Consider the following 24,394-nt stretch of genomic DNA (forward strand, 5'->3'; position numbering starts at 1 on the left):
CTCGTCAGACGTCGTCAGGCTTGCCTGTCGCTTCAGGCTTGTTGAGCTGTAGGGTGACGCGCTCGCCGGCGGCCAGGCCGCTCAGGCTGATGCGGTACTCGCCGCCATCGTCCTGCCACAGCAGGCGATGGTCGACGCTCGGCGATCCGACCCGGAGCACATAGCGGTCGCCGGGCACGGGCTCGTCGATGTTCTCGATCCAGTAGCCGCCCTCGCCATCCGAGACCTGCTCGCCGCGGCCGAGCGTGTGGCCGAGGCCCGCCGCGAAGTCGGGCTGGTGGCTGCGCTCGAGCACCATCCGCCCCTGGTGGTAGCGATAGCAGTCGAGTACCGGAAACTTCTTGACCGAGTGGTTCCAGCCCAGACACCAGCGCATGCCGGGCTCGAGGGGGACCTCGACCAGGGTATCGCCGGCGGCATCGAGCACGGCCAGCGACGCGCCGTCCTCGGCCTTCGCCGTCACCGCGACCAGCCCCAGCCAGCCGACGATGGCCGCTGCCAGCAGGCGATACCGCCGGCCATTATACGGCCGGCAACACGACGGCAGGGCGGGCATCCTCGCCCACCCTGCCATCATGCGCTTGCTTGCCCGGCTCGACAGCGATGCGACCTTCATGCGTCACACCTCCCGCCGCGCCGCCGCGTCATGGGCGCAGCTTGTCGGGAATCTCGGCATCGACCTCTTCGTAGTAGCGGATCGCCCCGGGATGCAGCGGCACCGGCGTCGAGCCCATGGTGAACTCGATGGTGGTGTCGTTGGCCGCCGGGTGCACGGCGATCAGGTCGTCGATGCGTTCGAAGAGCACCTTGGTCAGGTTGTAGGCCAGCTCCTCGTCCATGTCGGCGTTGACGACCAGCACGTTGGGGATACTGATGGTCTGCACCGGCTCCTCCATACCGTCGTACATGCCGGCCTTGAGCTGATAGGCGGCGAATACCGGCTCCTGCTCCTGCGCGTTGGCGATCTCCTCGTCGGAGAGGCCAATCAGGCGGATGTCACGGGTGGCGGCCAGGTTGAGGATCGAGCTGGTGGGCGGCCCGACGCTCCAGAAGCCTGCATCGATGTCGCCGTCACGGATGGCGTCGGCGGTCTCGTTGAAGTTCAGCCGCTGCGGCGTGATGTCATCGTAGGTGATGCCGTTGGATTCCAGCAGCGCGCGGGCGTTGAGCTCGGTGCCGCTGCCCGGGGCGCCGACGGAGACACGCTTGCCCTTCAGGTCCGCCAACGACTCGATGTCGGAGTCGGCGAGCACCACCAGCTGCACCGCGTTGGGGTAGACCGAGGCCAGCGCGCGGGTGTTCTCGATCTGGCGGCCCTCGAAGTCGCCGCTACCCTCGTAGGCCTGCTGGGCGGTGTCGGCCAGCACCAGGGCCAGGTCGGCATCGCCACGCATGATCAGCCCCATGTTCTCGACCGAGGCGCCGGTCACTTCGGCACTCGCTTCGTAGCCTTCGAGGTGGTCGTTGATGATCTCGGCGAAGCCACCACCGATCGGATAGTACACGCCGCCGGTACCGCCGGTAGCGATCGAGAGCTGTTGGGCGCTCGCCAGCGGGGCCACGACCAGCAGCGAAGCGGCTGCCGCGTATTTGAGAGCTCGCATGGATTTCCTCCGTCCTGAAACCGGGATCGTTTATGGTTGTTGCGGACGCACCGGGCAAGGCCGGCCGCTTACCTGAAAAAACTAGCACGCCCCAGCGCCTAGGGGCTAATTCTCAGTTTCTACGTTTTGGTGAATTTTCGGCAATTCCACCAAGGTCGGCGCAACCCGGCCCACCGGACGGCGGCTTTCGCGGCGGCGCGAAAAAGTCGCGAATCGGTACTGGCAAAATCGCCGAAATGCCCCCATGATGTGTGTGTCGCAACCGCCCACTGGAGCATCATGAGTACGGCACGACATTCTTCCAACGCGGAACTCCTCGACCCCCCGCGAAGATGCCCTGACCTCGATGTCAGGGATTTGGAAAAACGCACACGCCTCATGCGCATCGTCACACGGCTGATCGCCGTTTCCGACCTTGGCTGTCGCGAAATCGCTCGCCGCGCCGGGCTTCCGGCACAGAAGATCAGCGATCTGCTGGCAGGCCGCCTCGAGCACCTCTCTCTCGACGAGCTACGTCTGGTCTATCACACTGTCGACCCGGACAGTGCGCTCGATTACTAGCGCGCCAGCCCGCCGTCTCGAGACGACGCGCCTCGCGGCCAAATAAAGAACGCCTCGCTCAAGCGAGGCGTTTATGTATGGCGAGGCCCTCTTTGCGCGCCGGATCACTCCTCGCGCTGTTCGTACTCTTCTGCGGCCTTGAGCGCCTCCACCTCCGTCTCGTGCTCGGAGACGACGATCTCATTGTCGGGGTCCGTCTCGTCGATGACATGCCAGCCGGTCACCGGCAGGTTGATATCCTCGGCATCGCGAATCGGTTCGACGCGCGCCTGCTTGGGTCCGCTCTTGGGCATGTTGCCTCCTTGCTGGTTGACGTGTGCCTCATCAAGCTAGCCAAGCCCCGGGGGAAAGCCAAACGCACCCAGGCACGGCTCACTCGTCGGGTGGCAGGTCGGTCACCGCTCCGCTGCTGGCGGAGCTGACCGTGCGTGCGTACCTGGCCAGCACGCCGCGGGTATAGCGTGGTGGCGGCTGGCGCCAGGCCGCACGGCGGCGGGCGAGCTCCTCCTCGTCGACGCCAAGCTCGATGGTGTCCACCTCGGCGTCGATGGTAATGGTGTCGCCGTCCTCCACCAGCGCCAGCGGCCCGCCGTCGAAGGCCTCCGGCGAGACATGCCCCACCACGAAACCGTGGCTGCCGCCGGAGAAGCGGCCATCGGTGATCAGCGCCACGGAGTCGCCCAGGCCCCGCCCCATGATCGCCGAGGTGGGCGTGAGCATCTCGCGCATGCCCGGGCCGCCCCGCGGGCCCTCGTAGCGGATCACCACCACGTCGCCGGCCATGACCGTGCCGTCGTTGATGCGCGCCTGGGCCTCCTCCTCCGAGCCGAATACCCGCGCGGTGCCGGAAAAGCGCGTGCCCTCCTTGCCGGTGATCTTGGCCACGGCCCCGTCCGGGGCCAGGTTGCCATGCAGGATGCGCAGGTGGCTCTCGCGCTTGATGGGGGCCTCCAGCGGCGCGATGATCGGCTGGCCCTCGGGATACGGCCCGACCCCGGCCAGGTTTTCGGCCAGCGTCCTGCCGGTGACCGTGAGGCAATCGCCGTGCAGCAGGCCGGCGTCGAGCAGGGTCTTCATCAGCGGCTGGATGCCGCCGATCGCCACCAGCTCGCTCATCATGTAGCGCCCGCTCGGGCGCAGGTCGGCAAGCACCGGCACACGCCGGCCGATCTCGGTGAAGTCGGCAAGCGAGAGCGGCACGCCCACCGTGCTGGCCATGGCGATCAGGTGCAGCACTGCGTTGGTGGAGCCGCCTAGGGCAATCACCATGGTAATGGCGTTCTCGAAGGCCTCGCGGGTCATGATGTCGCTGGGCTTGATGTCGCGTTCGAGCAGTTCGAGCACGGCGGCACCGGCCGCCTCGCAGTCGGCGCGCTTGGCCGGCGACACCGCCTCCTGGGCCGAGCTCCCCGGCAGGCTCATGCCCAGCGCCTCGATGGCCGAGGCCATGGTGTTGGCGGTATACATGCCACCGCAGGAGCCCGGGCCGGGAATCGCCGTCTCCTCGATCTGCTTCAGCTCGATCAGGTCCAGGTCGCCGCGGCTGTGGGCGCCCATGGCCTCGAACACCGAGACGATGTCGGTATGGTTGGCGCCGGGCCGGATGGTGCCGCCATAGACGAACACGCTGGGCCGGTTCAGCCGCGCCAGCCCCATCAGGCAGCCCGGCATGTTCTTGTCGCAGCCGCCGATGGCCACCAGGCCATCGAAGCCCTCGCAGCCGGCCACCGTCTCGATGGAGTCGGCGATCACCTCGCGCGAGACCAGTGAGTACTTCATGCCCTCGGTGCCGTTGGCGATGCCGTCGGAGATGGTGATGGTATTGAAGATCACGCCCTTGCCGCCGGCCGAGTCGGCGCCGTCGCGGGCCCGCTCGGCGAGCTCGTGGATGTGGCTGTTGCACGGCGTGACCATGCTCCAGGTGGAGGCGATGCCCACCTGGGGCTTGGTGAAGTCCTCATCGGAAAAGCCCACCGCGCGCAGCATGGCGCGGCTGGCCGACTTGCCGACGCCATCCACCACCGGGGCGGAGTGGCGGCGGCGCGGGTCCGAGGTGTCGCTCATGGGCGGTCTCCGTTTCGATCGATCGGGTGATCTACTGAGGGTGGCCGCCCGAGGCCGAGCTGGCAAATATCCCGCCATTCACCGAGGCCACGCGACGTGGCCTCGCAAGACGGCGGCAATGCCTCAGCGTCCCGGATAGGGATCCGCTCCGGCCAGCTCGCGGGTCATCATGCGGTCGCTGTAGGCGATGCCGTAGCGCTTCCTCGACCAGGCGTAGAGCGCCAGGCCGCCGCCCATCCAGCCGGCGAACATCAGCCATTCGACCGGTGCCAGCGCGGAGGGACTGCCGGGCAGATAGAGGGCGATGAGCCCCAGGGAGAGCAGGATCGAGAGGCTGCCCACCAGCTTGCCGTGGCGCACCCGGAACGGGCGCGGCATCTCCGGCTCGCGACGCCGCAGCACCACGAACGACACCGCCACGAACAGGTAGGCGATGACGATGCCGAGCCCGCCGGCCACGACCAGCCAGACCAGGGCCGGACGGCCGAAGAACGGCGCGATCGACGAGAGCACGCCCATCACCAGGATGGCGTTGGTGGGGGTGCGGTGCTTGGGATGCAGCTTGGCCAGCCAGGCCGGCAGCATGCCGGAGTGCGCCAGCGCATAGATCGCCCGCGAGCCACCCACGTAGAAGGCGTTCCAACTGGTGACGATGCCCGCGATACCGGCCAGGATCATCAATTTGCCCGCCCATGGCGCCTGGAAGACGGCCTGCATGGCATCCGGCACGGCCAGGGAACTGGTAGCCAGCTGGTCGGGGTTCAGCATCAAGGAGGTGCCGAGGATGATGAACGAATACCAGAACACCGCCATGATCACCGAGATCATCAATACGCGGCCAATCTCGCGAAACGGCAGGTTGATCTCCTCGGCCGCCTGGGGGATGACGTCGAAACCCACGAACATGAAAGGCACCATGATGATCACCAGCATGATGCCCCCCAGGACCCCATGCTCGACGGAGAACAGCGGCTCCATGGCCGTTGTGCTGCCCTGGAACAGCGCGCCGGTGATGAACAGGATGCCCACCACCAGGATCAGCAGGGTCACCAGCTTCTGCAGCAGTGCCGCGGTGCGGATGCCCACGTAGTTCACCCACATCATCAGCACCGAGCCGGCCACCCCGACGGCCACCCAGGTCGCCTTCACCTCCCAGCCGGCGATAGTCCACAGGTGCCCCACGGCGTAGTCGGGGAACAAGTGCTCGACGACGGTGGGCAACGCCACGGCCTCGAAGGCCACCACGCTGACGTAGCCCAGGGTGATCGCCCAGGTGCACAGGAAGGAGGCGAAGTGCCCCAGCGCCCGGTAGCTGTAGACATGCTCGCCGCCCACCTGGGGCATGGCGGAGGCGAGCTCGGCGTAGGTGAGGCCCACCAGCACGATGATCAGCCCGCCGACCAGAAAGGCCGTGATCGCGCCCAGGCTTCCGGCCGACTGGATCCAACTGCCGGTCAGCACGATCCACCCCCAGCCGATCATGGCGCCGAAGGCCAGCGCCAGCACATCCTTGCGAGCCAGCACTCGAGCCAGCTGCCCCGCCGCTTTTCCGTTTTCCTGGGTCATGTCGTCCTCGCGATTGTCGTTGTTGACGTCGAATATACTTTTCGCTTGTGCTTAAAATAATCAACAACAGATTCGCAAGTCACGGCATCGATATCAAGCTAGACCTTTGCCTCGCGACCTTCACGCCCCGCGACGCAACCGCCGGGGAGCGCTCCTGCGACCGGCTCACAGCGGGCGGGCGCGTTCGTGGGGCGCCGCGCTCGCCACGGCCAGGCTGACCAGGGTCGAGGCCGCCAGCGCACCGAGGAACGGCGGCAGCGTGGGAATGCTGCCCGGAAAGCTCGCCGCCAGCACGCCGGCCGCCAGGCTGCCCTGGGCGACCCAGCCCGGCAGGATGGCGCCGAGCAGGCCCGCCATGCCTCCCGCCATCGCGGCCAGCGGGGTCATGCGCCGCCACAGACCGAGCAGCACCGGCACCACGATGGCGGCGCACAGCAGGTCGGCAATCAGGAACAGGCGCAGCACCGAGAGCCCCTGCAGCGCCACGATCACCACCGGCACCATCAGCGCCACGCTGACCAGCCGCGCCGCCCCGATGGAGAGCCCACGCCTGCCGGACCCCGCCACCACCAGCGAGGCAATGCCGTTCTGCAGGGTATCAACGCTGGAAGCGACCAGCGTGACCGCCAAGACCAGCGCCGGCAGCGCCAGCCAGCCCGGCGCCTCGCCGAGCAGCGCGAAGAACGGCATCGGCGGCTCACCGAGCGTCAGGCCACTCATCGCCGCGAGCATGCCGAGCCCGCCCACCAGCGCGACCACCGCCACGGTAGTCGCGCCGCCCAGCCAGGCGCCGCGATGCAGCGCACGCTCGTCGCGGGCGGCCCAGACCCGCTGCCAGTATCCCTGGTGGAAGAGATTGGCGGCGGTGACCGCGATGACCAGGGTCAGCGCCACGCCCAGCGCGCCGTCGACGGGAATCGACGGCAGCGCTGCCCCGACGGGCATCTCGGGCAGACGCACGAGGGCGACGCCGCCCACGATGAGCAGCAGGGCGATCAGCAGCCACGCTTGCCAGCGATCGGTGGCCAGGCTCGCCCGCAGGCCGCCGATGGCAGTGTAGAGCAGCGTGGTCGCGGCCACGCCGATCACCACCAGTGCCGGCGGTACTTCCGACAGCAGCGCCGTAATCGCACCGATAGCGGTCAGCTCGGCGGCCAGGAAGCAGGCCATGTAGAGCACCGAGACCAGCGCCACCCAGCGCCGCACGCCGGTGCCGTAGCAGGCTTCGGCGAACTCGCCGATGCTGCGCCCCTCAGGCAGCTGGCGCCGGATCGCCGGGCCGTAGAGCCCCAGCACGATGAACGGCAGCGCCGAACCGATGGCATAACCCGCCAGCGCCACCGGGCCGACGAAGGCGCCGATCTCCGGCGGCGCGAAGAGGATCCACGCGCCCATGCCCGAGGCCAGGAACGACAGCCCCAAGGTAGCGGCGGACTGAGAGTTGCGGGCGGTGACGTAGTCGTCGAGAGGGCCGTCGGCCCGGCGGGCACGCAGGCCCAGGAAGGCAAAGCACAGCAGCGCCGCGCCGAGCACGGCTGACGTCAGGTAGAACATGTCGCACTTCCTCCGCCGGTATGAACCGGATCAGGTTCCAGGGTCAGCGACTGGCGCTCTCTCAGCCTCGCCGTAGCGAGACTCCCCTGGCGACAGTGAAGGTATGGGTCATCACGAGACTCAAGCCGGCCCTACACGAGCCGATATGACCTCGAGCCTCTGGAAATGATATAACAATGAAAAAACCAGAACACTCCTCCCTCGCAGGGAACCGCCATGTTTAGCGAAGCCAAGGAACACGCCCCCGGGCACCTTCACCACCTCTTTGCCGACCCCTACTCCGCCTTCGACAACCTGGCCGTCGAGCGCCAGCTGCACCTGCGGGTCGCCCTGCAGGCACTGGTCGGCGAGCCGCTGGTCAATGGCCGACTGACGCTGCGGGTCATTCATGGCTGGGAGAACGGCGGCTTCGAGCCCGCCGACCTGGCCCACGCCGACTACCGCATCGCCTCGCTCGACGACCTGGCGCGGATCAGCAGCGACCACCAGCGGGCCATCGACGGCGCTGCCCCGCTGCCTCGCGACGACGCTTCGCTGCTAGCCGCACCGCTGGCCGACGCCATCGCCGCCGCCGAGGCCAAGGGACAGGCCCTCGACGAAGAGACGCGCACCATCCCGGCGCGCTGGCCCGCCTTCGACCAAGGGCTCACGCTCTACACCTTCTTCAAGGTCTATCACCGCCTCACCTACGGCGAGGACGACAGCTACCGCTCGATCCAGTGCCGCACCGCGGAAGGCCCCCGCGAGATCCACGAATTCCATCTCGAAGAGGGCGAATTCGCCGTGATCCGCCCGGCAGACGACGCTTCCGGCGACAGCGTGCTGGCGCTGCACGTCAGCCAGCTCGAGCCGGTGCGGATGCTGTTGGAAGCGTGCCGCCTCTGAAACGCCACACCCCGCCTTGCGAGGCCGCTACTTCTCCCGCGGCACCCTGCCCATCAGGTAGAACTCTGGGTTGGGTGGCGTGCCGGTGAGGGTGACCAGGCGGTTGGAGAGGCCGAAGAAGGCGGTGATGGCGCCGATGTCCCAGATGTCGTCGTGGGTGAAGCCGACCTCGGTGAGGCGCGCCTGCCACTCGTCGGTGAGTTCACCCACCTCCAGGCCGCAGTGCAGCGCGAAGTCGAGCATCACCCGGTGGCGTTCGCTGATCGGCGCGGTGCGGTGGTTGATCGCCACCTGGTCAGCCAGCAGCGGATCCTTGCTGTAGATGCGCACCAGCGCACCGTGGGCGACCACGCAGTAGAGGCAGCGGTTGCGAGCGCTGGTGGCGACCACGATCATCTCCTTCTCCGCCTTGGTCAGGGTCTCGGATTCCCGTTCCATCAGTGCGTCGTGGTAGGCGAAGAAGGCGCGGAACTCGTCGGGGCGATGCGCCAGCATCAGGAACACATTGGGCACGAAGCCGGCCTTCTCCTGCACGGCGAGAATGGTCTCGCGGATGTCTGCAGGCAGGCCGTCGATCGACTCGGGAACGGAAAAACGGCTGATCGGTGCGGTCATGGTTGAGCCTTCGTTATCCTTGTGATTATGACAGTTAACGTCAACGTAAAGGTGTTGTCCATGCGACCTCCGCGCATCCCTCGCGCTAGGCGCCTTGTCCCACCTCCACGATGGAGTGGATCACGACCCGGTGACAAGACACAGCAGCGCCAGCAGCCAGCGGGCTAACCCGACCACGGTTACAGGGAGGGAAGGGATTCAGCAGGTTACCCAGTCACGATAGCTCCAGTATCTGGTCCAGATACCACGCCTACCGATGCCTTGCTGCAAAAAACTTAGCCCCTGTAAACGCAAGCGCCCCATCGGAACGGCGGGGCGCCTGCGTGCCTGAGCCGGATCAGCTCAGCGAGATGGTGCTGTTGATGCCGCTGGAGACGTTCTCGGGTTCGAACCAGCGCGCGGTGACGGTCTTGGTCTGGGTCCAGAACTGGATCGCCTGTTTGCCGTTGGGGCCCAGGTCACCGAGCTTGGAGCCGCGCGAGCCGGTGAAGCTGAAGTAGGCCACCGGCACCGGGATCGGCACGTTGATACCGACTTGGCCGACATCGATGTCGGTCTCGAAGCGGCGCGCCACCCAGCCGGAGTTGGTGAAGATCGAGGTGCCGTTGCCGTTGGGGTTGGCATTGATGAACTCGATCGCCTCATCCAGGGTATCGACGCTGACCACGCACAGCACCGGGCCGAAGATCTCCTCGCGGTAGATGGTCATCTCCGGCTTGACGTCGGCGAACACGGTGGCACCGACGAAGTTGCCGTCCGGGTAGCCCTCCACCTGACAGCCGCGGCCGTCGACCAGCAGCCTGGCGCCCTCTTTCTCGCCGGCGTCGATCAGGCGCACCACGCGATCGCGGGCAGCCTTGGAGACCAGCGGGCCGAGGTCGGCGTCGCGCTGGGTGCCCGGCCCCACCTTCATGTTGCGCGCCCCCTCGACGATATCGTCGAGCCAGGCCTTGGCCTCGCCCACCAGCACCACCACCGAGTTGGCCATGCAGCGCTGGCCGGCAGCTCCGAAGGCGGAGCCCAGCAGGTTGTTGATGGCCTGGCTGCGGTTGGCGTCGGGCATCACCACGCAGTGGTTCTTGGCCCCCATCATCGACTGCACCCGCTTGCCTGCCTCGGAGGCGCGGCGGTAGATGTGGGTGCCCACGTGGGTGGAGCCGATGAAGGAGAGCGCCTTGATGTCGGGGTGGTCGCAGATCTGGTTGGCCACGTCGGGGCCGCCGTGCACCACGTTGAGCACCCCAGCCGGCACGCCCGCCTCGTGGGCCAGCTCGACCAGGCGCATGGTGGAACTGGGGTCCTGCTCGGAGGGCTTGAGCACGAAGGTGTTGCCGGCGGCGATGGCCAGCGGGAACATGAAGCAGGGCAGCATGATCGGGAAGTTGAAGGCGGTGATGCCGGCGCCCACGCCCAGCGGCTGATTGAGGGTGTAGACGTCGACCTCGTTGGCCGCGTTCTCGGCCAGCTCGCCGAGCTGCAGCGAGGTGATCGAACAGGCGTGCTCCACCACCTCCAGGCCGCGGCCTACCTCGCCGGCAGCGTCGGGCAGTGTCTTGCCGTGTTCCTCGGTGATCAGCGCGGCAAGCTCCTCGGTATGTTCGCGAATCAGCGCCTGGAACTTGAGCATGATGCGCATGCGCTTGGCCAGCGGGGTCTTGCGCCACTCCTTGAACGCGGCCTTGGCGCTGGCCACGGCGCGATCGACCTCCTCGGCGGTGCAGAACGGCACACGCGCCACCACTTCCTGGGTGGCGGGGTTGATCACGTCGCGCCACTCCTGGCTCTGGGACGGGACGGCCTGGCCGTCGATGTACATGGATATCTCGCGTACGGACATGGCGATGCTCCTGGTTTGTCGTTGTAAACCGGCTGGTTCCGGGAGCGCTGAAGATGGAACCATTCAGCGCCGCCTTAGACTTTCTGTGTATAAAAACACGAAGTGCGATGAATTCGAGTCTATAGAGCCGTCCTGCGGCATGACAACGGGCACTTCTTCACAAGATTTGTGCAACAATGCACAACCCGACACACTGCAGCGCAGGTGGCCCCGTGCTCGACTGGCAGGACATCCAGATTTTCCTCGAAGTGGCACGCAGCCAGCGGCTCACCGACGCCGCTCGGCGCCTGGGCCTGGACCACTCCACGCTGTCGCGCCGTACCCGTCGCTTCGAGCAGAAACTCAATACCCAGCTCTTCGAGCGTAGCACCCATGGCTACCACCTGACCGAAGCCGGCCAGCAGCTGCTCGCCCACGCCGAGGAGATGGCGCGCCACGCCTTCGAGGCGGGCGAGAGCCTGGCCGACAAGAACCGCCAGCTCAGCGGCCAGATTCGCCTGGGCGTGACCGAAGGCTTCGGTACCTGGGTGATCGCCCCGCTGCTCGCCGCCTTCTGCGAGCGCCACCCAGGGATCACCCTGGACCTGCTCGCCCTGCCGCGGGTGGTCAACCTGAGCCGTCACGAGGCCGACCTGGCGATCACCGTGGAGCGCCCGGCAAGCCAGGGGCTGGTCATCTCGCGGCTGTGCGACTACCGTCTGAGGCTCTACGGCAGCGAGAGCTACTTCCGCCGTCACGGCCGCCCCACGCGGCTCGACGAGCTGGGCCAGCATCGGCTGATCGGCTACGTCGACGACCTGATCTTCAGCGAGCAGCTCAGCTACCTCGACCCGTTGCTCGACCCGGCAGTAGTGGGCCAGCCGGGGCCGCACTTCTCGATTCGCAGCACCAGCGTCACCACCCAGCACGCCGCCGCCTTGCAGGGGGCAGGGCTCGCCGTGCTGCCGTGCTTCATGGCCGAGACCGGAGACCGGCTCGAGAGCGTGCTGAACGATGACGTGGAGATCGTGCGCCAGTTCTGGATCACCTCACGCCAGGAGCAGCGCCGCCTGGCGCGGGTGCGGCTACTGTGGGACTTCCTGCGCGAGGCGCTGGAGGCCAATCGGGCGCTGCTGATGGGCGAGGCGCGGGAGCTGGTGCTGCCCAGCGCCTGAACTCCACTATCCAGCCGCAACGCCCAGCCGCGCTCACGTCACCGCCCCGCGCTGCTGAAAGCGCGGGGCCAGATACTCGCCTGCGCTCAGCACCTCACGCAGATGCCGCGCCGCCTGCCAGACGTCCTCATGGCTCAGGTAGAGCGGCGCGAAACCGAAGCGCATCAGCCCCGGCTCGCGGTAGTCGCCGATCACGCCGCGCTCTATCAGCGCCTGGACGATGGCATAGCCAGGGTTCGGGGCGTTGGAAGAGCCATGGTTCGACACCACCAATCCTACCTGGCTGCCGCGCTGAGCCTCCGGCGGCGTGATGTCACTGATGCCATGCTCGTCCAGGCAGCCACTCAGCGACTCGCGAAACAGCTCAATCAAGCGTTGGCTCTTGTGGCGTAGCGCAGCGAGATCCACCTCCTGCCACAGGGTCAGCGATGCTTCCAGCGCCGCGAAGGCGAGGGGCGAATGGGTACCGGTGCGGAATTGCGAGATGCCTGGCGCCGGCGCGTAGTCGGCTTCGAAGGCGAACGGCGCCGCGTGCCCCAGCCAGCCCGACAGGGGCTGCCAGCCCCGGTTCTGACAGTCACGCCGCACGTAGAGAAAGGCCGGCGCGCCGGGGCCGCCATTGAGGTACTTGTAGGTACAGCCCACCGCGTAGCGCACGCCGCAGGCGGCGAGGTTCACCGGCAGCGCGCCGGCCGAGTGGGCCAGGTCCCAGACGACCTCGGCGCCGCTGGCATGGACCTGACGGGTGATCGCCGCCATGTCGCGCAGGCGCCCGGTGCGATAGTGCACGTGGCTGAGCACCACCGCCGCCACCCGCTCGTCGAGGTACGCCTCCAGCGCTGCCCCTTCCGGCACGACCCGGTGCTCGAAGCCGCCGAAGCGACAGAAGCCCTGGGCGATGTAGCCGTCGGTGGGAAAGTTGCCCCCTTCACTGAGAATCACCGGCCGCGCCCGTCCCTGTCCCTCGGTGATATAGCCCAGCAGCTTGTAGAGGTTGTGGGTGATGGTGTCGCTCACCAGCACCTCGCCCGGCGCGGCGCCGAGCAGCGGCGCCAGCCGGTCGCCGAGCCGCTCGGGAGCGTCGAACCAGCCCTGGTTCCAGCCCTGGATCAACGAGTCGCGCCACTGCGCCATCAGCGCTTCGACGGCCCCGGCAGCAGCCACGGGCTGGGCACCCAGGGAGTTGCCGTCGAGATAGATCGCCCCCTCCGGCAGCGCGAAGCGTGACTTGAAAGTCGCCAGCGGGTCCTGGCGGTCCAGCTCACGGACATCAGCGAGAGTCAGGGGCATGATCGGCTCCGGCAAGGGGAAACAAGGATCGGGAAGCGGCGATCAACCAGCTCACGCCGCTAGCCTTCCAGCTCGCGCAGAATGGCGCGCACCGGCGCGGCATCGGCCCCGGCCAGTTTCAGCGGCAGGGCGACCAGCTCGTAATGGCCCGGCGGTACCGCGTCCAGCACCAGCCCTTCGAGGATCGCCATGCCGTGGTGCCGCACCCGATGGTGCGCCAGCAGGGCACTGTCCACCTCGGGGTCGAGCGAAGGCGCATCCACCCCGATCAGCCTGGCACCACGCTCGGCCAGCAGGTCGATGCTCTCCGGCGCGAGAGTGGTGAAGTCGCTGCGCCATTCCTCGTGAGGGAAACGCGCCCAGGTGCGTAGCAGCACCCGTTCGACGCTTTTCGGCAGCACCGGCAGCAGGTGCTCGGGCTCGACCCTCGGCCTGGCATGACGCATGTCCAGCACCACGCAGGGGCCGATGTAGCGGGTCAGGTCCACCTCATCGATCGGCTGGCCGTCGGCCGCGTAGTGGCTCGGCGCGTCGGCATGGCTGCCGGTGTGGGTGGAGAGCGTCAGGCGCGAGACGTTGACCGGACAGTGCTCGCCGAGCACCCAGCTCGGCTCGCGGGCGAAGGCCGTATCGCCCGGCCACACCGGCATGCCGGGGCGCAGCGGCTGGGAGATGTCATGGAGCCGGCTCACGAGGCGCCCTCCTCGAGGGTGGTGCGCACCGACCACAGCTCGGGGAAGAACTGCAGGTCCAGCGCCTTGGCGAGATACGAGGCCCCGCCGGTGCCGCCGGTACCAGGTTTCTGGCCGATGATGCGCTCCACGGTCTTCAAGTGACTGAAGCGCCACTGCTGGAAATGGTACTCGGTATCGACGAGCTTCTCGGCCAGCTCATAGAGCTCCCAGTGACGCCCGACATCGCGATAGATATCCGCCCAGGCCTGCTCCACCTCGGTGCTGGGCCGGTAGGGCTCCGACCAATCGCGTTCGATCACCGACTCGGGAAGGTCGAAGCCGCGCCGCGCCAGCAGCTGAAGGGTGATGTCGTAGAGGCTGGGCGCATGCAGCACTTCGCGGAGCCGCTGATAATGCGCCGGATGCCGACGGTGCACCTCGACCATCGCTGCATTCTTGTTGCCGAGCAGGAACTCCAGCTCGCGATACTGGAAGGACTGGAAGCCCGAGCTCTGGCCCAGGCTGTCGCGAAAGCGCGCGTAGTCGGCCGGTGTCATGGTCACCAGCACCTCCCAGGCGTTGATCATCTGCGCCTGGATTCGCGCCACCCGGGTGAGCATCTTGAACGCCGGGCGCAAGCGGTCGGCGGCGATGTTGGCGGCTGCGGCATGAGCCTCATGCAGGCACTGCTTGAGCCACAGCTCGGAGACCTGATGAATGACGATGAACAGCATCTCGTCATGCTCCGCGGTACCCGGCTGCTGGGCCGACAGCAGCGGTCCCAGCTGCAGGTATTCGCCGTAGCTCATCGGCTGGTCCCAGTGGACGCCCTCCTGCGAGAGGTCCAGCGCACCGCCGCGCGGCGCTTCGTTGCTCTTCCTCGTCATGGCCGCTTCCGTCCTGTCCGGCTGTCTATCGACAGTGTACGAAGGGAATTCACCCCAAGGCCACCGACGCCTATCCGCGGGGTGCCGCTGTCGTCAACAGTAGCGCCACCGTGAGCAGCAACAGCCCCATCAGCACGCCCTCGGTGGCGATGCTGCGGCGCAGCCGGCGCCCGGCCCCCGGTACGCCGCGCTCGATGGCCGGGACCAGGCGCCACTTGTTGAACGCGCCCAGCGCGAGCAGCAGGACCACCAGCCCCAGTTTCAGCATCAGTACCTGGCCGTAGGCGGACCCCAGCAGGAAGGCGGGACGCCCCTCCACCAGCCAGATCGCCAGGCCGCCCCCGGCGAGCAGCAGCAGTGGGATCAATACCAGCCCGAGGCGCCCGAAACGCCGCAGCAACCGCACCGGAGGCGTGCCGCGATGCTGCTCGCCGGCCAGTCGATACAGTGGCATCAGGGCGGCCAGCCAGAAAGCCGCGACGAGTAGATGAAGCATCAGCAGGCCGCCCAGGCGGAAGTCGCCGCGGGTATGCCCCACCTGGGCGAAGGCCAGCAGCGCCAGGGCCGCACCGACCAAGCCGACCCCTTGGCGCACGGCGAGCCATCGTCCCTCCCATAGGCTGAGTTGCAGCAGCAGGAACCCGGCCACCGCCAGAAAGAGGCGATGCCCTTGGGGGCTTTCCGCTACGATTCGAAGCAGGATCGGGTCTCTCGCCGCGGCCAGGCTACCCCCGCCCAGATAGGCGGCCTGCAGCGGCCAGAGCAGAAGCACCAGGCCGATGCCCGCCCAGGCAGCCACCCGGCTGACACGCCGCAGGGTCCGCTCCTCGAAGGACGGCAGACTGGGGAACGCCAGGCGGAACAGCAAGCCGCCCACGGCTAGCAGAGCGGCGCCATAGAACCCCGCCGATACGACGACGCGCCCGGCCGTCCAGACATCCAACCCGAGGAGGATTTGGCCGATCACTCCTGCACCGAGAAGCGGTAGTCTCCCGACATGGTATGGCCGTCCTCGGCAAGGCCGCGCCAGATCACTCGATACTCGCCCGGCACCAGGGTGGCGGCCGGTCGCGCCTCGTGGCGCTCTCCCATCGCGCCGACGGGCGTGTCGCTCAGTTCGATTCCCCCTCCTGGGCCGGAAACCTCGAACTGGGTGATCCGCAACGGCTCACCGAAGCGAAGCTCGAAACGCTCCGGTGATCCCTCAACGCTTTCGCCCTCCGCCGGTACTTGCTCGACCAGGTGGGCATGGGCCCAGAGCGGCTGGCTCATCAGTCCCAGCCATGCCACGACGCCCCAACGCAAGGCGTGCTTGCCTCTTCCTGCCATTGTCTTCGTTCTCTCCCTGGAATAACCGCGATGCATGCCGGAGCAGCCCGGCGCCTCGGCCATCATGTCGCGAACTGCGCTATGAACCAAGAGCCAGTGACAAGCTGCCGCGGCCCGCCTCAGGTCCCGCAGAAAGTACGGAACACCCGCTCGGTGGGCTCGGCCGGGCGCGTGTACTCCTCGCGCCCGGGCTGGTCGTCGAAGGGGTGGGTGACGACTTCGAGCAGCGTCTCGAAGGGGCCGAAGTCGTTCTCGTCCATGGCCGCGGTGAGCGCCTGCTGCACGCGGTGGTTGCGCGGGATGAAGGCCGGGTTGGCCAGGCGCATTCGGCGTGTACGCTCACCTTCGGGCAGCGGCTCCTGGGCGAGCCGCTGGCGCCACTCCTCGAGCCAGCCGGCGATCTCCTCGGGACGCTCGAACAGGGCCACCAGCGAGGCTTCCACCTCGGCGCTCTCGGCGGCATCGGCCAGGCGGCGGAAGGTCAGGGTGAAATCGGCACGCCCGCGATGCATCGACGCCAGCAACGCCTCGATCAGCGCCTTGTCCTCGGGCTGCGCCTGCTGCAGGCCGAGCTTGGCGCGCATCACCGCGAGCCATTCGACCTCGTGCTGCGCGGGGTAGCGCTGCAGCAGCTCGGTGGCGCGCTCCACCGCCCGGTCGCTGTCGTCGTCGATCAGTGGCAGCAGGGTCTCGGCCAGGCGCGCCAGGTTCCACTGGGCGATCCACGGCTGGTTGGCGTAGGCGTAGCGACCGCCTTCGTCGATGGAGCTGAACACCATCTGTGGGTCGTACTGCTCCATGAAGGCGCAGGGCCCGAAGTCGATGGTCTCGCCGGAGATCGAGGTGTTGTCGGTATTCATCACGCCGTGGATGAAGCCGACACCCATCCACTTGGCGATCAACCCCGCCTGGCGTGCCTGTACCGCCTCCAGCAGGCCCAGGTAGCGCTCGCCACCCTTGCGTTTCGTGAGTTCCGGATAGTGCCGCTCGATGGCGTGATCGGCCAGCTCGCGCACGCCGTCGATGTCGCCGCGGGCGGCGAAGTACTGGAAGGTGCCGACGCGGATATGGCTGGCCGCCACCCGGGTGAGGATGGCGCCCGGTTCGGGGATGCCGCGCACCACGTGTTCGCCGGTGGTCACCGCGGCGAGCGCCCGGGTAGAGGGAATGCCCATGGCGTGCATCGCCTCGCTGACCAGGTACTCGCGCAGCACCGGGCCCAGCGGCGCACGCCCGTCTCCGCCGCGGGAGAACGGCGTGCGCCCGGCGCCCTTGAGCTGGATGTCGCGCAGCCGGCCGTCGCGGTCGGTCACCTCGCCCAGCAGTACCGCACGGCCGTCGCCCAGCTGCGGTACGAAGCCACCGAACTGGTGCCCGGCATAGGCCTGGGCCAGCGGCTCCGCGCCGTGCGGCACCACGTTGCCGGAGAACCACACCGCGGCCTCTTCGGCATCGAAGGAGGAAAGATCGAAGCCGAGCGCCTCGGCCAGGGGCCGGTTGAAGGCGATCAGGTGCGGCTCGCGCACGGGCACCGGTTCGAAGCGCGCGTAGAAGCGCTCCGGCAGGCGGGCATAGCGAAGGGTGAAAGGGGGAAACATGTCGACTCCACTGGCGTTCCTGCCCGTCACTTTAGGCCCCCAGGGGTCCAAAATCGAGCGCAGCGCCTTTCGCAAGGTCCCGTGCACCTAGCCAGTGGCGGTAACGGGGTTCTCGAGCTCACGAATACTGGCCACGAAGTCGCTGAAGCGCTCACCCTGGATCAGCACGTGATCACGTAGGGCATGCTCCGCCGCCGCCGGATCGCCGGCTTCGATGGCCGCCACCACGGCCCGGTGCTCGCGCAGCGAACTGTGCATGCGCTGGCGTACCTGCAGCTGCAGGCGTCGGTAGGGCTTTAGCCGCTGCTTGAGCTGGCGCGCCTCGCCGAGCAGGAAACCGTTGTGGCTGGCGCGGTAGATGCAGTCGTGGAAGGCCTCGTTCTCGTAGTAGTACTCGTCGGTATCGCCGGCCAGGGCAGCGGCCTCGCAGCGCTCCAGCGCCCCGCGCAGCTCGGCCAGCTCCGCGTCGCTGATGCGCCGTGCCGCCAGGCGCCCGCACATGCCCTCCAGCTCGGCCATGACCTCGAACATCTCGATCAGCTGGTCGATGCCCACCCGCGCCACGAAGGTGCCCTTCTTCGGTGTGACCGTGACCAGCCCGCTGGCGACGAGCTGCTGGATCGCCTCGCGCACCGGCGTGCGCGAGACGTTGAACTCGCGGCCCAGCGCCTCGGGGTCGAGCCGCTCGCCGGGTGCCAGGCGTCCATTGATGATGGCGTTCTCCAGCGAATCGCGCAGGCGCTGCGCACTGGAGCGCTTGGGGCTGGTCATGGTCACCCTCCTTCCTTCATGCGGCTCGTGAACGGTTCTTCCTGCCGCCTTTTTACTGTAACGGATTTGACATGTGTATACGCAAGCGCTATTGAAGTATACATCAGCAAAGCTGATAAACATCACAAAGTCCTAACTCCTACATAAGAACAACCCTGTGGAGACGCCAAATGCAACGCCACAACACCCTAACCGCCTTCGCCGCCGCCCTCGGCCTGGCCATGGCCTTCAGCAGCGCCGCGTCCGCCAATACCGTGCTGCGCGCCTCGCATCAGTTCCCCGGCGGCCAGGGCGACGTCCGTGATGAAATGGTGCAGATGATGGCCCGCCAGGTGGCCGAGGCCGACGTCGGGCTCGAGATCCAGGTCCACCCCGGGCAGTCCCTGTTCAAGGCCGACGAACAGTGGGGCGCGCTGGTTCGCGGCCGCCTCGACATCACCTCCCTGCCGCTCGACTACGCCAGCGGCCGCCACCCCGAGTTCTCCGCCACGCTGATGCCGGGGCTGGTGCGTAACCACGAACACGCCCAGCGGCTCAACGACTCCGAGTACATGGAGATGATCAAGGAGGTGATCCAGGAGGGAGGCGCTCGTGTGCTGGCCGACGCCTGGCTTTCGGGCGGCTTCGCCTCCAGCGAGCAGTGCATCACCTCGCCCGATACGGTGCAGGGACAGAACCTGCGCGCCGCCGGTCCCGCCTTCGAACAGATGCTGGAAGCGGCCGGGGCCTCGATCGCCTCGATGCCCTCCTCCGAGGTCTACACCGCCATGCAGACCGGCGTGCTGGACGCGGCCAACACCTCGTCGATGTCGTTCATCTCCTTCCGCCTCTACGAGCAGGTCGAGTGCCTGACCGAACCGGGCGACTATGCGCTGTGGTTCATGTACGAGCCGATCCTGATCTCGGAACAGACCTGGCAGAAGCTCAACGAGGAGCAGCAGCAGGCCTTGATCGAGGCGGGCCAGGCCGCCGAGGAGTACTTCGCCGCCGAAGCCGCCGCCATCGACCAGGAGATGGTGGAGGTGTACGAGGAGAACGGCGTCGAGGTGGTGCGCATGAGCGAGGAGGACTACAACGCCTGGCTCGAGATCGCCCGCGAGACCTCGTACAAGAACTTCGCCGAGAACGTGCCCAACGGCCAGGCGATCATCGATGCGGCCCTCGCCGTGGAGTGACGCCCCACCCTTCCCCACGTGAGCCGGGCCACCCGCAACGGGTGGCCCCCGATTCGATCCCCGGGAGGACTGCATGGCCATGGCCCACTCTCAACCCCTCGCACAACGCTACGGCGCCGTCGGCGCCTACATCGGCCTGATGGACCGGTTCTCTCGCCTGCTGGCCTACGTGGCGGGCGTGTTGTTCATCGCCGGCGTCACGGTCATCTGCCAAATGGTCTTCGTGCGCTACGTGCTCGGCATGAGCACCAGTTGGCAGACCGAATTCACCGTGCTCGCGGTCACCGCCGCCATGCTGCTGGGCAGCCCCTACGTGCTGATGACCGGCGGCCACGTGGCGATCACTATCCTGCCGGATGCCCTGGGCGGCTTCGCGCGCCGGCTGATGCAACTGACCGCCGCGCTGTGCGGCCTCGCCTTCTGCGCCGCCCTGGCCTTCGCCGCGTGGGTCTACGTGTGGGAGGCCTGGGAGGGCGGCTGGACCACCGGCACGGTGTGGAACCCGCCGCTGTGGCCCGGGCTGGTGCCGATGGCCGTCGGCGCCACCCAACTGTCATTGCAGTACGTGGCCGAAATCCTGCGCGGGGAGGGCTGAGCATGGATCCGACTACGCTGGGCATCATCGTCGCCGTCGCCCTGATCGTGCTGATGGCGATCGGCACGCCCATCGCCTTCGCCCTGGGCGGCGTCTCGCTGCTGGCGCTGATCTACGACCGCGGCCTGCCCGAACTCATCTACTTCGGCGAGACCTTCTTCGACCGCATCGCCGAGTTCGGCTTCGTCGCCATCCCCATGTTCATCCTGATGGGTGCCGCCGTGGCCTCGTCGCCCACCGGACGCGACCTGTATCGCTCGCTGGATTTGTGGATGGGGCGGCTGCCGGGCGGCCTGGCCGTCTCCAACATCGGCGCCTGCACCATCTTCTCCGCCCTCTCCGGCTCGTCGCCAGCCACCTGCGCCGCCATCGGCAAGATGGGCATCCCCGAAATGCGCACCCGCGGCTACCCCGACGGCGTAGCGGCGGGCTGCATCGCCGCCGGCGGTACGCTGGGGATATTGATACCGCCCTCGGTGACCATGATCATCTACGGCATCTCCACCGAGACCTCGATCGGCCGGCTGTTCATCGCCGGGGTCATGCCGGGCTTCATGCTCGCCGGGCTGTTCATGGCCTGGACCATGATCGCCTGCAAGCTGGCCGGGGGCTACGCCAATCCGATGGCCCAGGCCGCCGCCCAGGTGAAGCGCAACGTGCGCGAGAACCTCGACGCCAACGCCAAGGCGATGATCCGGGTGCTGCCCTTCCTGGCGGTGGTCGGCGGCATCCTGTTCGCGCTCTACGGTGGCGTGGCCACGCCCTCCGAGGCCGCCGGCGTGGGCGCCTTCCTGTGCCTGGCGCTGGCGGTGATCATCTACCGCATGTGGCAGGTCGGGCCGATCAAGCTGATCATGCGCGACTCGCTGCGCGAAAGCGTGATGATCATGCTGGTGATCGCCTGCGCCGAGGTGTTCGCCTACGCCCTCTCCTCGCTGTTCATCACCCAGACCGTAGCCGGCGCCATCGCCGAGATGGAGGTCAACCGCTGGGTGCTGATGGGCGTGATCAACCTGTTCCTGCTGGTGGCCGGCTTCTTCCTGCCGCCGGTGGCGGTGATCGTGATGACCGCGCCGATCCTGCTGCCGATCATCCTCGCCGCCGACTTCGATCCCTACTGGTTCGCGGTGATCCTCACCATCAACCTGGAGATCGGCCTGATCACCCCACCGGTGGGGCTCAACCTGTTCATCATCAAGGGCATCGCACCGGACATCTCGCTGCGCAACATCCTGATGGGCAGCCTGCCCTACGCCCTGTGCATGGTGCTCGGGATCCTGCTGCTGTGCTTCTTCCCGGGCATCGCCCTGTGGCTGCCCGACCTGATCATGGGCTGACGGAGAGAGCCATCATGAACATGACCTTCCTGCAGGAGCTGTTCAACAGCATCACCCAGCGTGATGCGCGGCTATGGCGCCGGCAGGGCGAGTTCACCGCGCCCGACCACGCCCAGCTGCTCGACGCCTGTCGGGAGCTGCTGGAGAGCGACGGCGAAGCCTCGAGCATCAGCCTGGCCAGCCGCGCCCTCACCATGTACCACCGGCTGACGGAAGACGAGCGCACGCGTTTCTTCGAGGGGCTGGCCAGCGACTTCGCCGCCGAGCCGGCGCGCATCGACGCCGCCTACGAGGCCTATCGCGAGCAGCGCGACAACCCCAGCCTGCACGCGCTGTTCGAGGCCTGCGAGCCGCGCCGCCAGGAGCTGTTCCGACGCCTCAACCTGGCCAGCGACGGCACCCATGCGCTGGTGCGCATGCGCGAAGGGCTGCTCGAACGCATCCGCGAGCGCCCCGAACTCGACGCCATCGATGCCGACTTCGCCCATCTGTTCGGCTCCTGGTTCAATCGCGGTTTCCTGATGCTCAAGCGCATCGACTGGAACACCCCGGCCTCGATCCTGGAGAAGATCATTCGCTACGAGGCGGTGCACGAGATTCGCGACTGGGACGACCTGCGCCGGCGCCTCGACGCCCGCGACCGGCGCTGCTTCGCCTTCTTTCATCCGGCCATCGGCGACGAACCGCTGATCTTCGTCGAGGTGGCGCTGTGCAAGGGCCTGCCCGACCGCATCCAGCCCATCCTCTCGGGGGAGAGCGCCGGCGAGCGCGACATCGACGACCCCGAGGCCGCCGACAGCGCCGCCTTCTTCGGCATCAGCAACTGCCAGACCGGCCTGCGCGGCATCTCCTTCGGCAACTTCCTGATCAAGCAGGTGGTGCAGGAGCTCAAGCTGGAGCTGCCGCAGCTCAAGCACTTCGTCACGCTCTCGCCGGTGCCGGGCTTCGCCCACTGGCTCGCCGAGCGACGCGACGACGAGGGGCTGCCCGACGAGCTGCGCCAGGTGCTGCATGAGCTCGACGCCCCCGACTGGCACCTCGACCCGGCCCGCAGCGAGCGCCTCAAGGCGGTGGTCAAGCCGCTGGCCGCCCGCTACCTGGTCGAAGAGAAGAATGCCCGCGGCCTGCCGCTCAACCCGGTGGCCCGCTTTCACCTCGGCAACGGCGCCGAGCTGCACCGCGTCAACTGGCTCGGCGACACCTCGCCCAAGGGGGTGAAGCAGGCCGCCGGACTGATGGTCAACTATCTCTACGTGCTCGACGACATCGAGCGCAACCACGAGAACTACACGGCCAACGCCACCGTGGCCTGCTCCAACGAGGTCCGCGACCTCAACCGCCGCGCCCGGAAGATGGCCAAGGGAGAGCCCGCCAAATGAGTCACAACCTCTTCGAAACCTTCGCCGCCCGCATGCGCGACCGCGGCGATGCCGACTTCATCACCACTCGCGAAGGCCGCCGCTACTCCTACCAGGATGCGCTGGCGGCGAGCGCCCGCCTGGCCGGCGCCCTGGTCGCGCTGGGCGTGACCCCCGGCGACCGGGTCGCGGTACAGGTCGACAAGAGCCCCGAGGCGATCCTGCTCTACCTCGCCTGCCTGCGCATGGGCGGCGTCTACCTGCCGCTCAATACCGGCTACACCGCCGACGAGATCCGCTACTTCCTCGGTGACGCCGAGCCGGCGCTGTTCGTGTGCCGCCCCGCAGCACTGGAGGAGGCCCGCAAGGTGGCCGCCGAGACCGGCTGCCCGGCGGTGGAGGCGCTCGGCATCGATGCCGACGGCAGCCTGATGGCGCGGGCCGAGCGCGCCGAGCCGTTCACCGACATCGAGCCGCGGGACCACGACGACCTGGCCGCGATCCTGTATACCTCGGGCACCACCGGGCGCTCCAAGGGCGCCATGCTCACCCATCGCAACCTGGGCTCCAACGCCACCACGCTGAAGGAAGCCTGGCGCTTCAGCGCCGAGGATCGCCTGATCCACGCGCTGCCCATCTTCCATACCCACGGCCTGTTCGTCGGCTGCAACGTCACCCTGATGGCCGGCTCAAGCATGCTGTTCCTGCCCAAGTTCGATGCCGACGTGATCTTCGACGAGATGCCACGCGGCACGGTGCTGATGGGTGTGCCGACCTTCTACACCCGCCTGGTCGCCGATGAGCGCCTCACGCCCGAGGCCACCGCCCACATGCGCCTGTTCGTCTCCGGCTCCGCCCCGCTCACCGCCGAGACCCACCAGGCATTCCAGGCCAAGACCGGCCACGCCATTCTTGAACGCTACGGCATGACCGAGACCAACATGAACCTCTCCAACCCCTACGACGGCGAGCGTCGCGCCGGCACCGTAGGCAAGCCGCTGCCGGGGGTGGAGTACCGCATCACCGACCGCGAGACCCACCAGCCGGTGCCTCAGGGCGAGATCGGTATGCTCGAGATCCGCGGCCCCAATGTCTTCATCGGCTACTGGCGCATGCCCGAGAAGACCCGCGAGGAACTGCTCGACGACGGCTTCTTCGTCACCGGCGACCTGGCCATGGTCGACGAGTTGGGCTACGTGCACATCGTCGGGCGCGACAAGGACCTGGTGATTTCGGGCGGCTACAACGTCTACCCCAAGGAGGTCGAGCAGGTGATCGACGAGCTGGAGGGAGTGGTGGAATCGGCGGTCATCGGCCTGCCCCACCCCGACTTTGGCGAGGGCGTAACCGCCGTGGTGGTGACGGAGCCCGGCACCGCGATGGAAGAGCAGCAGGTGCTCGACCATCTCGAGGGGCGGCTGGCAAAGTACAAGCAGCCCAAGCGGGTGTTCTTCGCCGACTCCCTGCCGCGCAATACCATGGGCAAGGTGCAGAAGAACGAGCTGCGCAAGCGCTACCAGGACACCTACCGCTGAGAACC

The 24,394-nt window shown here is 67.5% G+C and carries 23 protein-coding genes and 1 riboswitch; of the genes, 8 read left to right on the top strand and 15 right to left on the bottom strand.

Annotated elements, in window-relative coordinates; translation table 11 throughout:
* Window positions 1-4: 4 nt before the first annotated feature.
* Window positions 5-616, bottom strand: coding sequence for a DUF1850 domain-containing protein (locus I4484_RS16875; RefSeq protein WP_330932867.1), 612 nt, complete (start codon window positions 614-616; stop codon window positions 5-7).
* A 28-nt stretch (window positions 617-644) separates the two neighbouring features.
* On the bottom strand, window positions 645-1,604 hold the full coding sequence (locus tag I4484_RS16880) for a TAXI family TRAP transporter solute-binding subunit (RefSeq protein WP_197448390.1): 960 nt from the start codon (window positions 1,602-1,604) through the stop codon (window positions 645-647).
* Window positions 1,605-1,883: 279 nt separating this feature from the next.
* Here I4484_RS16880 and I4484_RS20995 point away from each other — a divergent pair, with 279 nt between their 5' ends.
* Window positions 1,884-2,165, top strand: a complete 282-nt coding sequence (locus I4484_RS20995; protein WP_197448391.1) for an XRE family transcriptional regulator — start codon at window positions 1,884-1,886, stop codon at window positions 2,163-2,165.
* Window positions 2,166-2,269: 104 nt separating this feature from the next.
* Here I4484_RS20995 and I4484_RS16890 read toward each other — a convergent pair whose 3' ends face one another.
* The 4 genes from I4484_RS16890 to I4484_RS16905 all read right to left on the bottom strand — a co-directional run bounded on the left by I4484_RS16890 (window position 2,270) and on the right by I4484_RS16905 (window position 7,349).
* The gene (locus I4484_RS16890; RefSeq protein WP_167113303.1) at window positions 2,270-2,458 is read right to left on the bottom strand and encodes a hypothetical protein; all 189 of its coding nucleotides are present in this window, start codon (window positions 2,456-2,458) and stop codon (window positions 2,270-2,272) included.
* A gap of 79 nt (window positions 2,459-2,537) precedes the next feature.
* On the bottom strand, window positions 2,538-4,229 hold the full coding sequence (gene ilvD, locus I4484_RS16895) for a dihydroxy-acid dehydratase (protein WP_197448392.1): 1,692 nt from the start codon (window positions 4,227-4,229) through the stop codon (window positions 2,538-2,540).
* Between the two features lie 123 nt (window positions 4,230-4,352).
* Complete coding sequence (locus tag I4484_RS16900) at window positions 4,353-5,795, bottom strand: APC family permease (protein WP_197448393.1); 1,443 nt, start codon at window positions 5,793-5,795, stop codon at window positions 4,353-4,355.
* Between the two features lie 165 nt (window positions 5,796-5,960).
* Window positions 5,961-7,349 (bottom strand): sodium:solute symporter, encoded by a 1,389-nt coding sequence (locus tag I4484_RS16905; RefSeq protein ID WP_197448394.1) that lies wholly within the window; start codon window positions 7,347-7,349, stop codon window positions 5,961-5,963.
* Window positions 7,339-7,447: riboswitch (TPP riboswitch) on the bottom strand. It overlaps the preceding gene by 11 nt.
* A 118-nt stretch (window positions 7,448-7,565) precedes the next feature.
* On the opposite strand from I4484_RS16905, the gene I4484_RS16910 reads away from it, so the two are divergent.
* Window positions 7,566-8,234 (top strand): hypothetical protein, encoded by a 669-nt coding sequence (locus I4484_RS16910; protein WP_197448395.1) that lies wholly within the window; start codon window positions 7,566-7,568, stop codon window positions 8,232-8,234.
* 27 nt (window positions 8,235-8,261) lie between these two features.
* On the opposite strand, the gene I4484_RS16915 is transcribed toward I4484_RS16910, so the two are convergent.
* The gene (locus tag I4484_RS16915; RefSeq protein ID WP_197448396.1) at window positions 8,262-8,849 is read right to left on the bottom strand and encodes a peroxidase-related enzyme; all 588 of its coding nucleotides are present in this window, start codon (window positions 8,847-8,849) and stop codon (window positions 8,262-8,264) included.
* A gap of 337 nt (window positions 8,850-9,186) precedes the next feature.
* Window positions 9,187-10,686, bottom strand: coding sequence for a CoA-acylating methylmalonate-semialdehyde dehydrogenase (locus I4484_RS16920; protein WP_197448397.1), 1,500 nt, complete (start codon window positions 10,684-10,686; stop codon window positions 9,187-9,189).
* A 212-nt stretch (window positions 10,687-10,898) separates the two neighbouring features.
* Here I4484_RS16920 and I4484_RS16925 point away from each other — a divergent pair, with 212 nt between their 5' ends.
* Window positions 10,899-11,840, top strand: coding sequence for a LysR family transcriptional regulator (locus I4484_RS16925; RefSeq protein ID WP_197448398.1), 942 nt, complete (start codon window positions 10,899-10,901; stop codon window positions 11,838-11,840).
* Between the two features lie 33 nt (window positions 11,841-11,873).
* Here I4484_RS16925 and kynU read toward each other — a convergent pair whose 3' ends face one another.
* The 7 genes from kynU to I4484_RS16960 form a co-directional block, all read right to left on the bottom strand.
* Complete coding sequence (kynU, locus tag I4484_RS16930; RefSeq protein ID WP_197448399.1) at window positions 11,874-13,130, bottom strand: kynureninase; 1,257 nt, start codon at window positions 13,128-13,130, stop codon at window positions 11,874-11,876.
* A 59-nt stretch (window positions 13,131-13,189) separates the two neighbouring features.
* The gene (kynB, locus tag I4484_RS16935; RefSeq protein WP_197448400.1) at window positions 13,190-13,822 is read right to left on the bottom strand and encodes an arylformamidase; all 633 of its coding nucleotides are present in this window, start codon (window positions 13,820-13,822) and stop codon (window positions 13,190-13,192) included.
* Window positions 13,819-14,691, bottom strand: a complete 873-nt coding sequence (gene kynA / locus I4484_RS16940) for a tryptophan 2,3-dioxygenase (RefSeq protein ID WP_159554321.1) — start codon at window positions 14,689-14,691, stop codon at window positions 13,819-13,821. The genes kynB and kynA overlap by 4 nt, the downstream gene beginning before the upstream one ends.
* A gap of 70 nt (window positions 14,692-14,761) precedes the next feature.
* Window positions 14,762-15,658 carry a CopD family protein gene (locus I4484_RS16945; protein ID WP_197448401.1) on the bottom strand — a complete coding sequence of 299 codons (897 nt, stop codon included), beginning with the start codon at window positions 15,656-15,658 and terminating at the stop codon, window positions 14,762-14,764.
* Window positions 15,655-16,020 (bottom strand): copper resistance protein CopC, encoded by a 366-nt coding sequence (locus I4484_RS16950; RefSeq protein ID WP_197448402.1) that lies wholly within the window; start codon window positions 16,018-16,020, stop codon window positions 15,655-15,657. The genes I4484_RS16945 and I4484_RS16950 overlap by 4 nt, the downstream gene beginning before the upstream one ends.
* 119 nt (window positions 16,021-16,139) lie before the next feature.
* Window positions 16,140-17,618: a YdiU family protein gene (locus I4484_RS16955; protein ID WP_197448403.1), complete on the bottom strand. Its 1,479-nt coding sequence runs from the start codon at window positions 17,616-17,618 to the stop codon at window positions 16,140-16,142.
* 87 nt (window positions 17,619-17,705) lie between these two features.
* Window positions 17,706-18,389: a GntR family transcriptional regulator gene (locus tag I4484_RS16960; RefSeq protein ID WP_197448404.1), complete on the bottom strand. Its 684-nt coding sequence runs from the start codon at window positions 18,387-18,389 to the stop codon at window positions 17,706-17,708.
* A 170-nt stretch (window positions 18,390-18,559) separates the two neighbouring features.
* Between I4484_RS16960 and dctP the strand changes: the two genes are divergently transcribed.
* The 5 genes from dctP (at window position 18,560) to I4484_RS16985 (ending at window position 24,389) form a co-directional block, all read left to right on the top strand.
* Complete coding sequence (dctP, locus tag I4484_RS16965) at window positions 18,560-19,564, top strand: TRAP transporter substrate-binding protein DctP (protein ID WP_197448405.1); 1,005 nt, start codon at window positions 18,560-18,562, stop codon at window positions 19,562-19,564.
* A 79-nt stretch (window positions 19,565-19,643) separates the two neighbouring features.
* The gene (locus tag I4484_RS16970; protein WP_330932868.1) at window positions 19,644-20,159 is read left to right on the top strand and encodes a TRAP transporter small permease subunit; all 516 of its coding nucleotides are present in this window, start codon (window positions 19,644-19,646) and stop codon (window positions 20,157-20,159) included.
* A 2-nt stretch (window positions 20,160-20,161) separates the two neighbouring features.
* Window positions 20,162-21,496, top strand: a complete 1,335-nt coding sequence (locus I4484_RS16975; RefSeq protein WP_197448407.1) for a TRAP transporter large permease — start codon at window positions 20,162-20,164, stop codon at window positions 21,494-21,496.
* A 14-nt stretch (window positions 21,497-21,510) separates the two neighbouring features.
* Window positions 21,511-22,875, top strand: a complete 1,365-nt coding sequence (locus tag I4484_RS16980) for a malonyl-CoA decarboxylase (protein WP_197448408.1) — start codon at window positions 21,511-21,513, stop codon at window positions 22,873-22,875.
* Window positions 22,872-24,389, top strand: coding sequence for a malonyl-CoA synthase (locus I4484_RS16985; protein ID WP_197448409.1), 1,518 nt, complete (start codon window positions 22,872-22,874; stop codon window positions 24,387-24,389). Before I4484_RS16980 ends, I4484_RS16985 begins: the two co-directional genes overlap by 4 nt.
* Window positions 24,390-24,394: the final 5 nt, after the last annotated feature.

The organism is Halomonas sp. SS10-MC5 (assembly GCF_015992245.1).
Classification (GTDB): Bacteria; Pseudomonadota; Gammaproteobacteria; order Pseudomonadales; family Halomonadaceae; genus Halomonas; species Halomonas sulfidoxydans.

Bases quoted from the DNA above. Each gene is read 5' to 3' on its own strand.
- I4484_RS16875 (WP_330932867.1), bottom strand. From the start codon at position 616: ATGAAGGTCGCATCGCTGTCGAGCCGGGCAAGCAAGCGCATGATGGCA.
- I4484_RS16880 (WP_197448390.1), bottom strand. From the start codon at position 1,604: ATGCGAGCTCTCAAATACGCGGCAGCCGCTTCGCTGCTGGTCGTGGCC.
- I4484_RS20995 (WP_197448391.1), top strand. From the start codon at position 1,884: ATGAGTACGGCACGACATTCTTCCAACGCGGAACTCCTCGACCCCCCG.
- I4484_RS16890 (WP_167113303.1), bottom strand. From the start codon at position 2,458: ATGCCCAAGAGCGGACCCAAGCAGGCGCGCGTCGAACCGATTCGCGAT.
- ilvD (WP_197448392.1), bottom strand. From the start codon at position 4,229: ATGAGCGACACCTCGGACCCGCGCCGCCGCCACTCCGCCCCGGTGGTG.
- I4484_RS16900 (WP_197448393.1), bottom strand. From the start codon at position 5,795: ATGACCCAGGAAAACGGAAAAGCGGCGGGGCAGCTGGCTCGAGTGCTG.
- I4484_RS16905 (WP_197448394.1), bottom strand. From the start codon at position 7,349: ATGTTCTACCTGACGTCAGCCGTGCTCGGCGCGGCGCTGCTGTGCTTT.
- I4484_RS16910 (WP_197448395.1), top strand. From the start codon at position 7,566: ATGTTTAGCGAAGCCAAGGAACACGCCCCCGGGCACCTTCACCACCTC.
- I4484_RS16915 (WP_197448396.1), bottom strand. From the start codon at position 8,849: ATGACCGCACCGATCAGCCGTTTTTCCGTTCCCGAGTCGATCGACGGC.
- I4484_RS16920 (WP_197448397.1), bottom strand. From the start codon at position 10,686: ATGTCCGTACGCGAGATATCCATGTACATCGACGGCCAGGCCGTCCCG.
- kynU (WP_197448399.1), bottom strand. From the start codon at position 13,130: ATGCCCCTGACTCTCGCTGATGTCCGTGAGCTGGACCGCCAGGACCCG.
- kynA (WP_159554321.1), bottom strand. From the start codon at position 14,691: ATGACGAGGAAGAGCAACGAAGCGCCGCGCGGCGGTGCGCTGGACCTC.
- I4484_RS16950 (WP_197448402.1), bottom strand. From the start codon at position 16,020: ATGGCAGGAAGAGGCAAGCACGCCTTGCGTTGGGGCGTCGTGGCATGG.
- I4484_RS16955 (WP_197448403.1), bottom strand. From the start codon at position 17,618: ATGTTTCCCCCTTTCACCCTTCGCTATGCCCGCCTGCCGGAGCGCTTC.
- I4484_RS16960 (WP_197448404.1), bottom strand. From the start codon at position 18,389: ATGACCAGCCCCAAGCGCTCCAGTGCGCAGCGCCTGCGCGATTCGCTG.
- dctP (WP_197448405.1), top strand. From the start codon at position 18,560: ATGCAACGCCACAACACCCTAACCGCCTTCGCCGCCGCCCTCGGCCTG.
- I4484_RS16970 (WP_330932868.1), top strand. From the start codon at position 19,644: ATGGCCCACTCTCAACCCCTCGCACAACGCTACGGCGCCGTCGGCGCC.
- I4484_RS16975 (WP_197448407.1), top strand. From the start codon at position 20,162: ATGGATCCGACTACGCTGGGCATCATCGTCGCCGTCGCCCTGATCGTG.
- I4484_RS16980 (WP_197448408.1), top strand. From the start codon at position 21,511: ATGAACATGACCTTCCTGCAGGAGCTGTTCAACAGCATCACCCAGCGT.
- I4484_RS16985 (WP_197448409.1), top strand. From the start codon at position 22,872: ATGAGTCACAACCTCTTCGAAACCTTCGCCGCCCGCATGCGCGACCGC.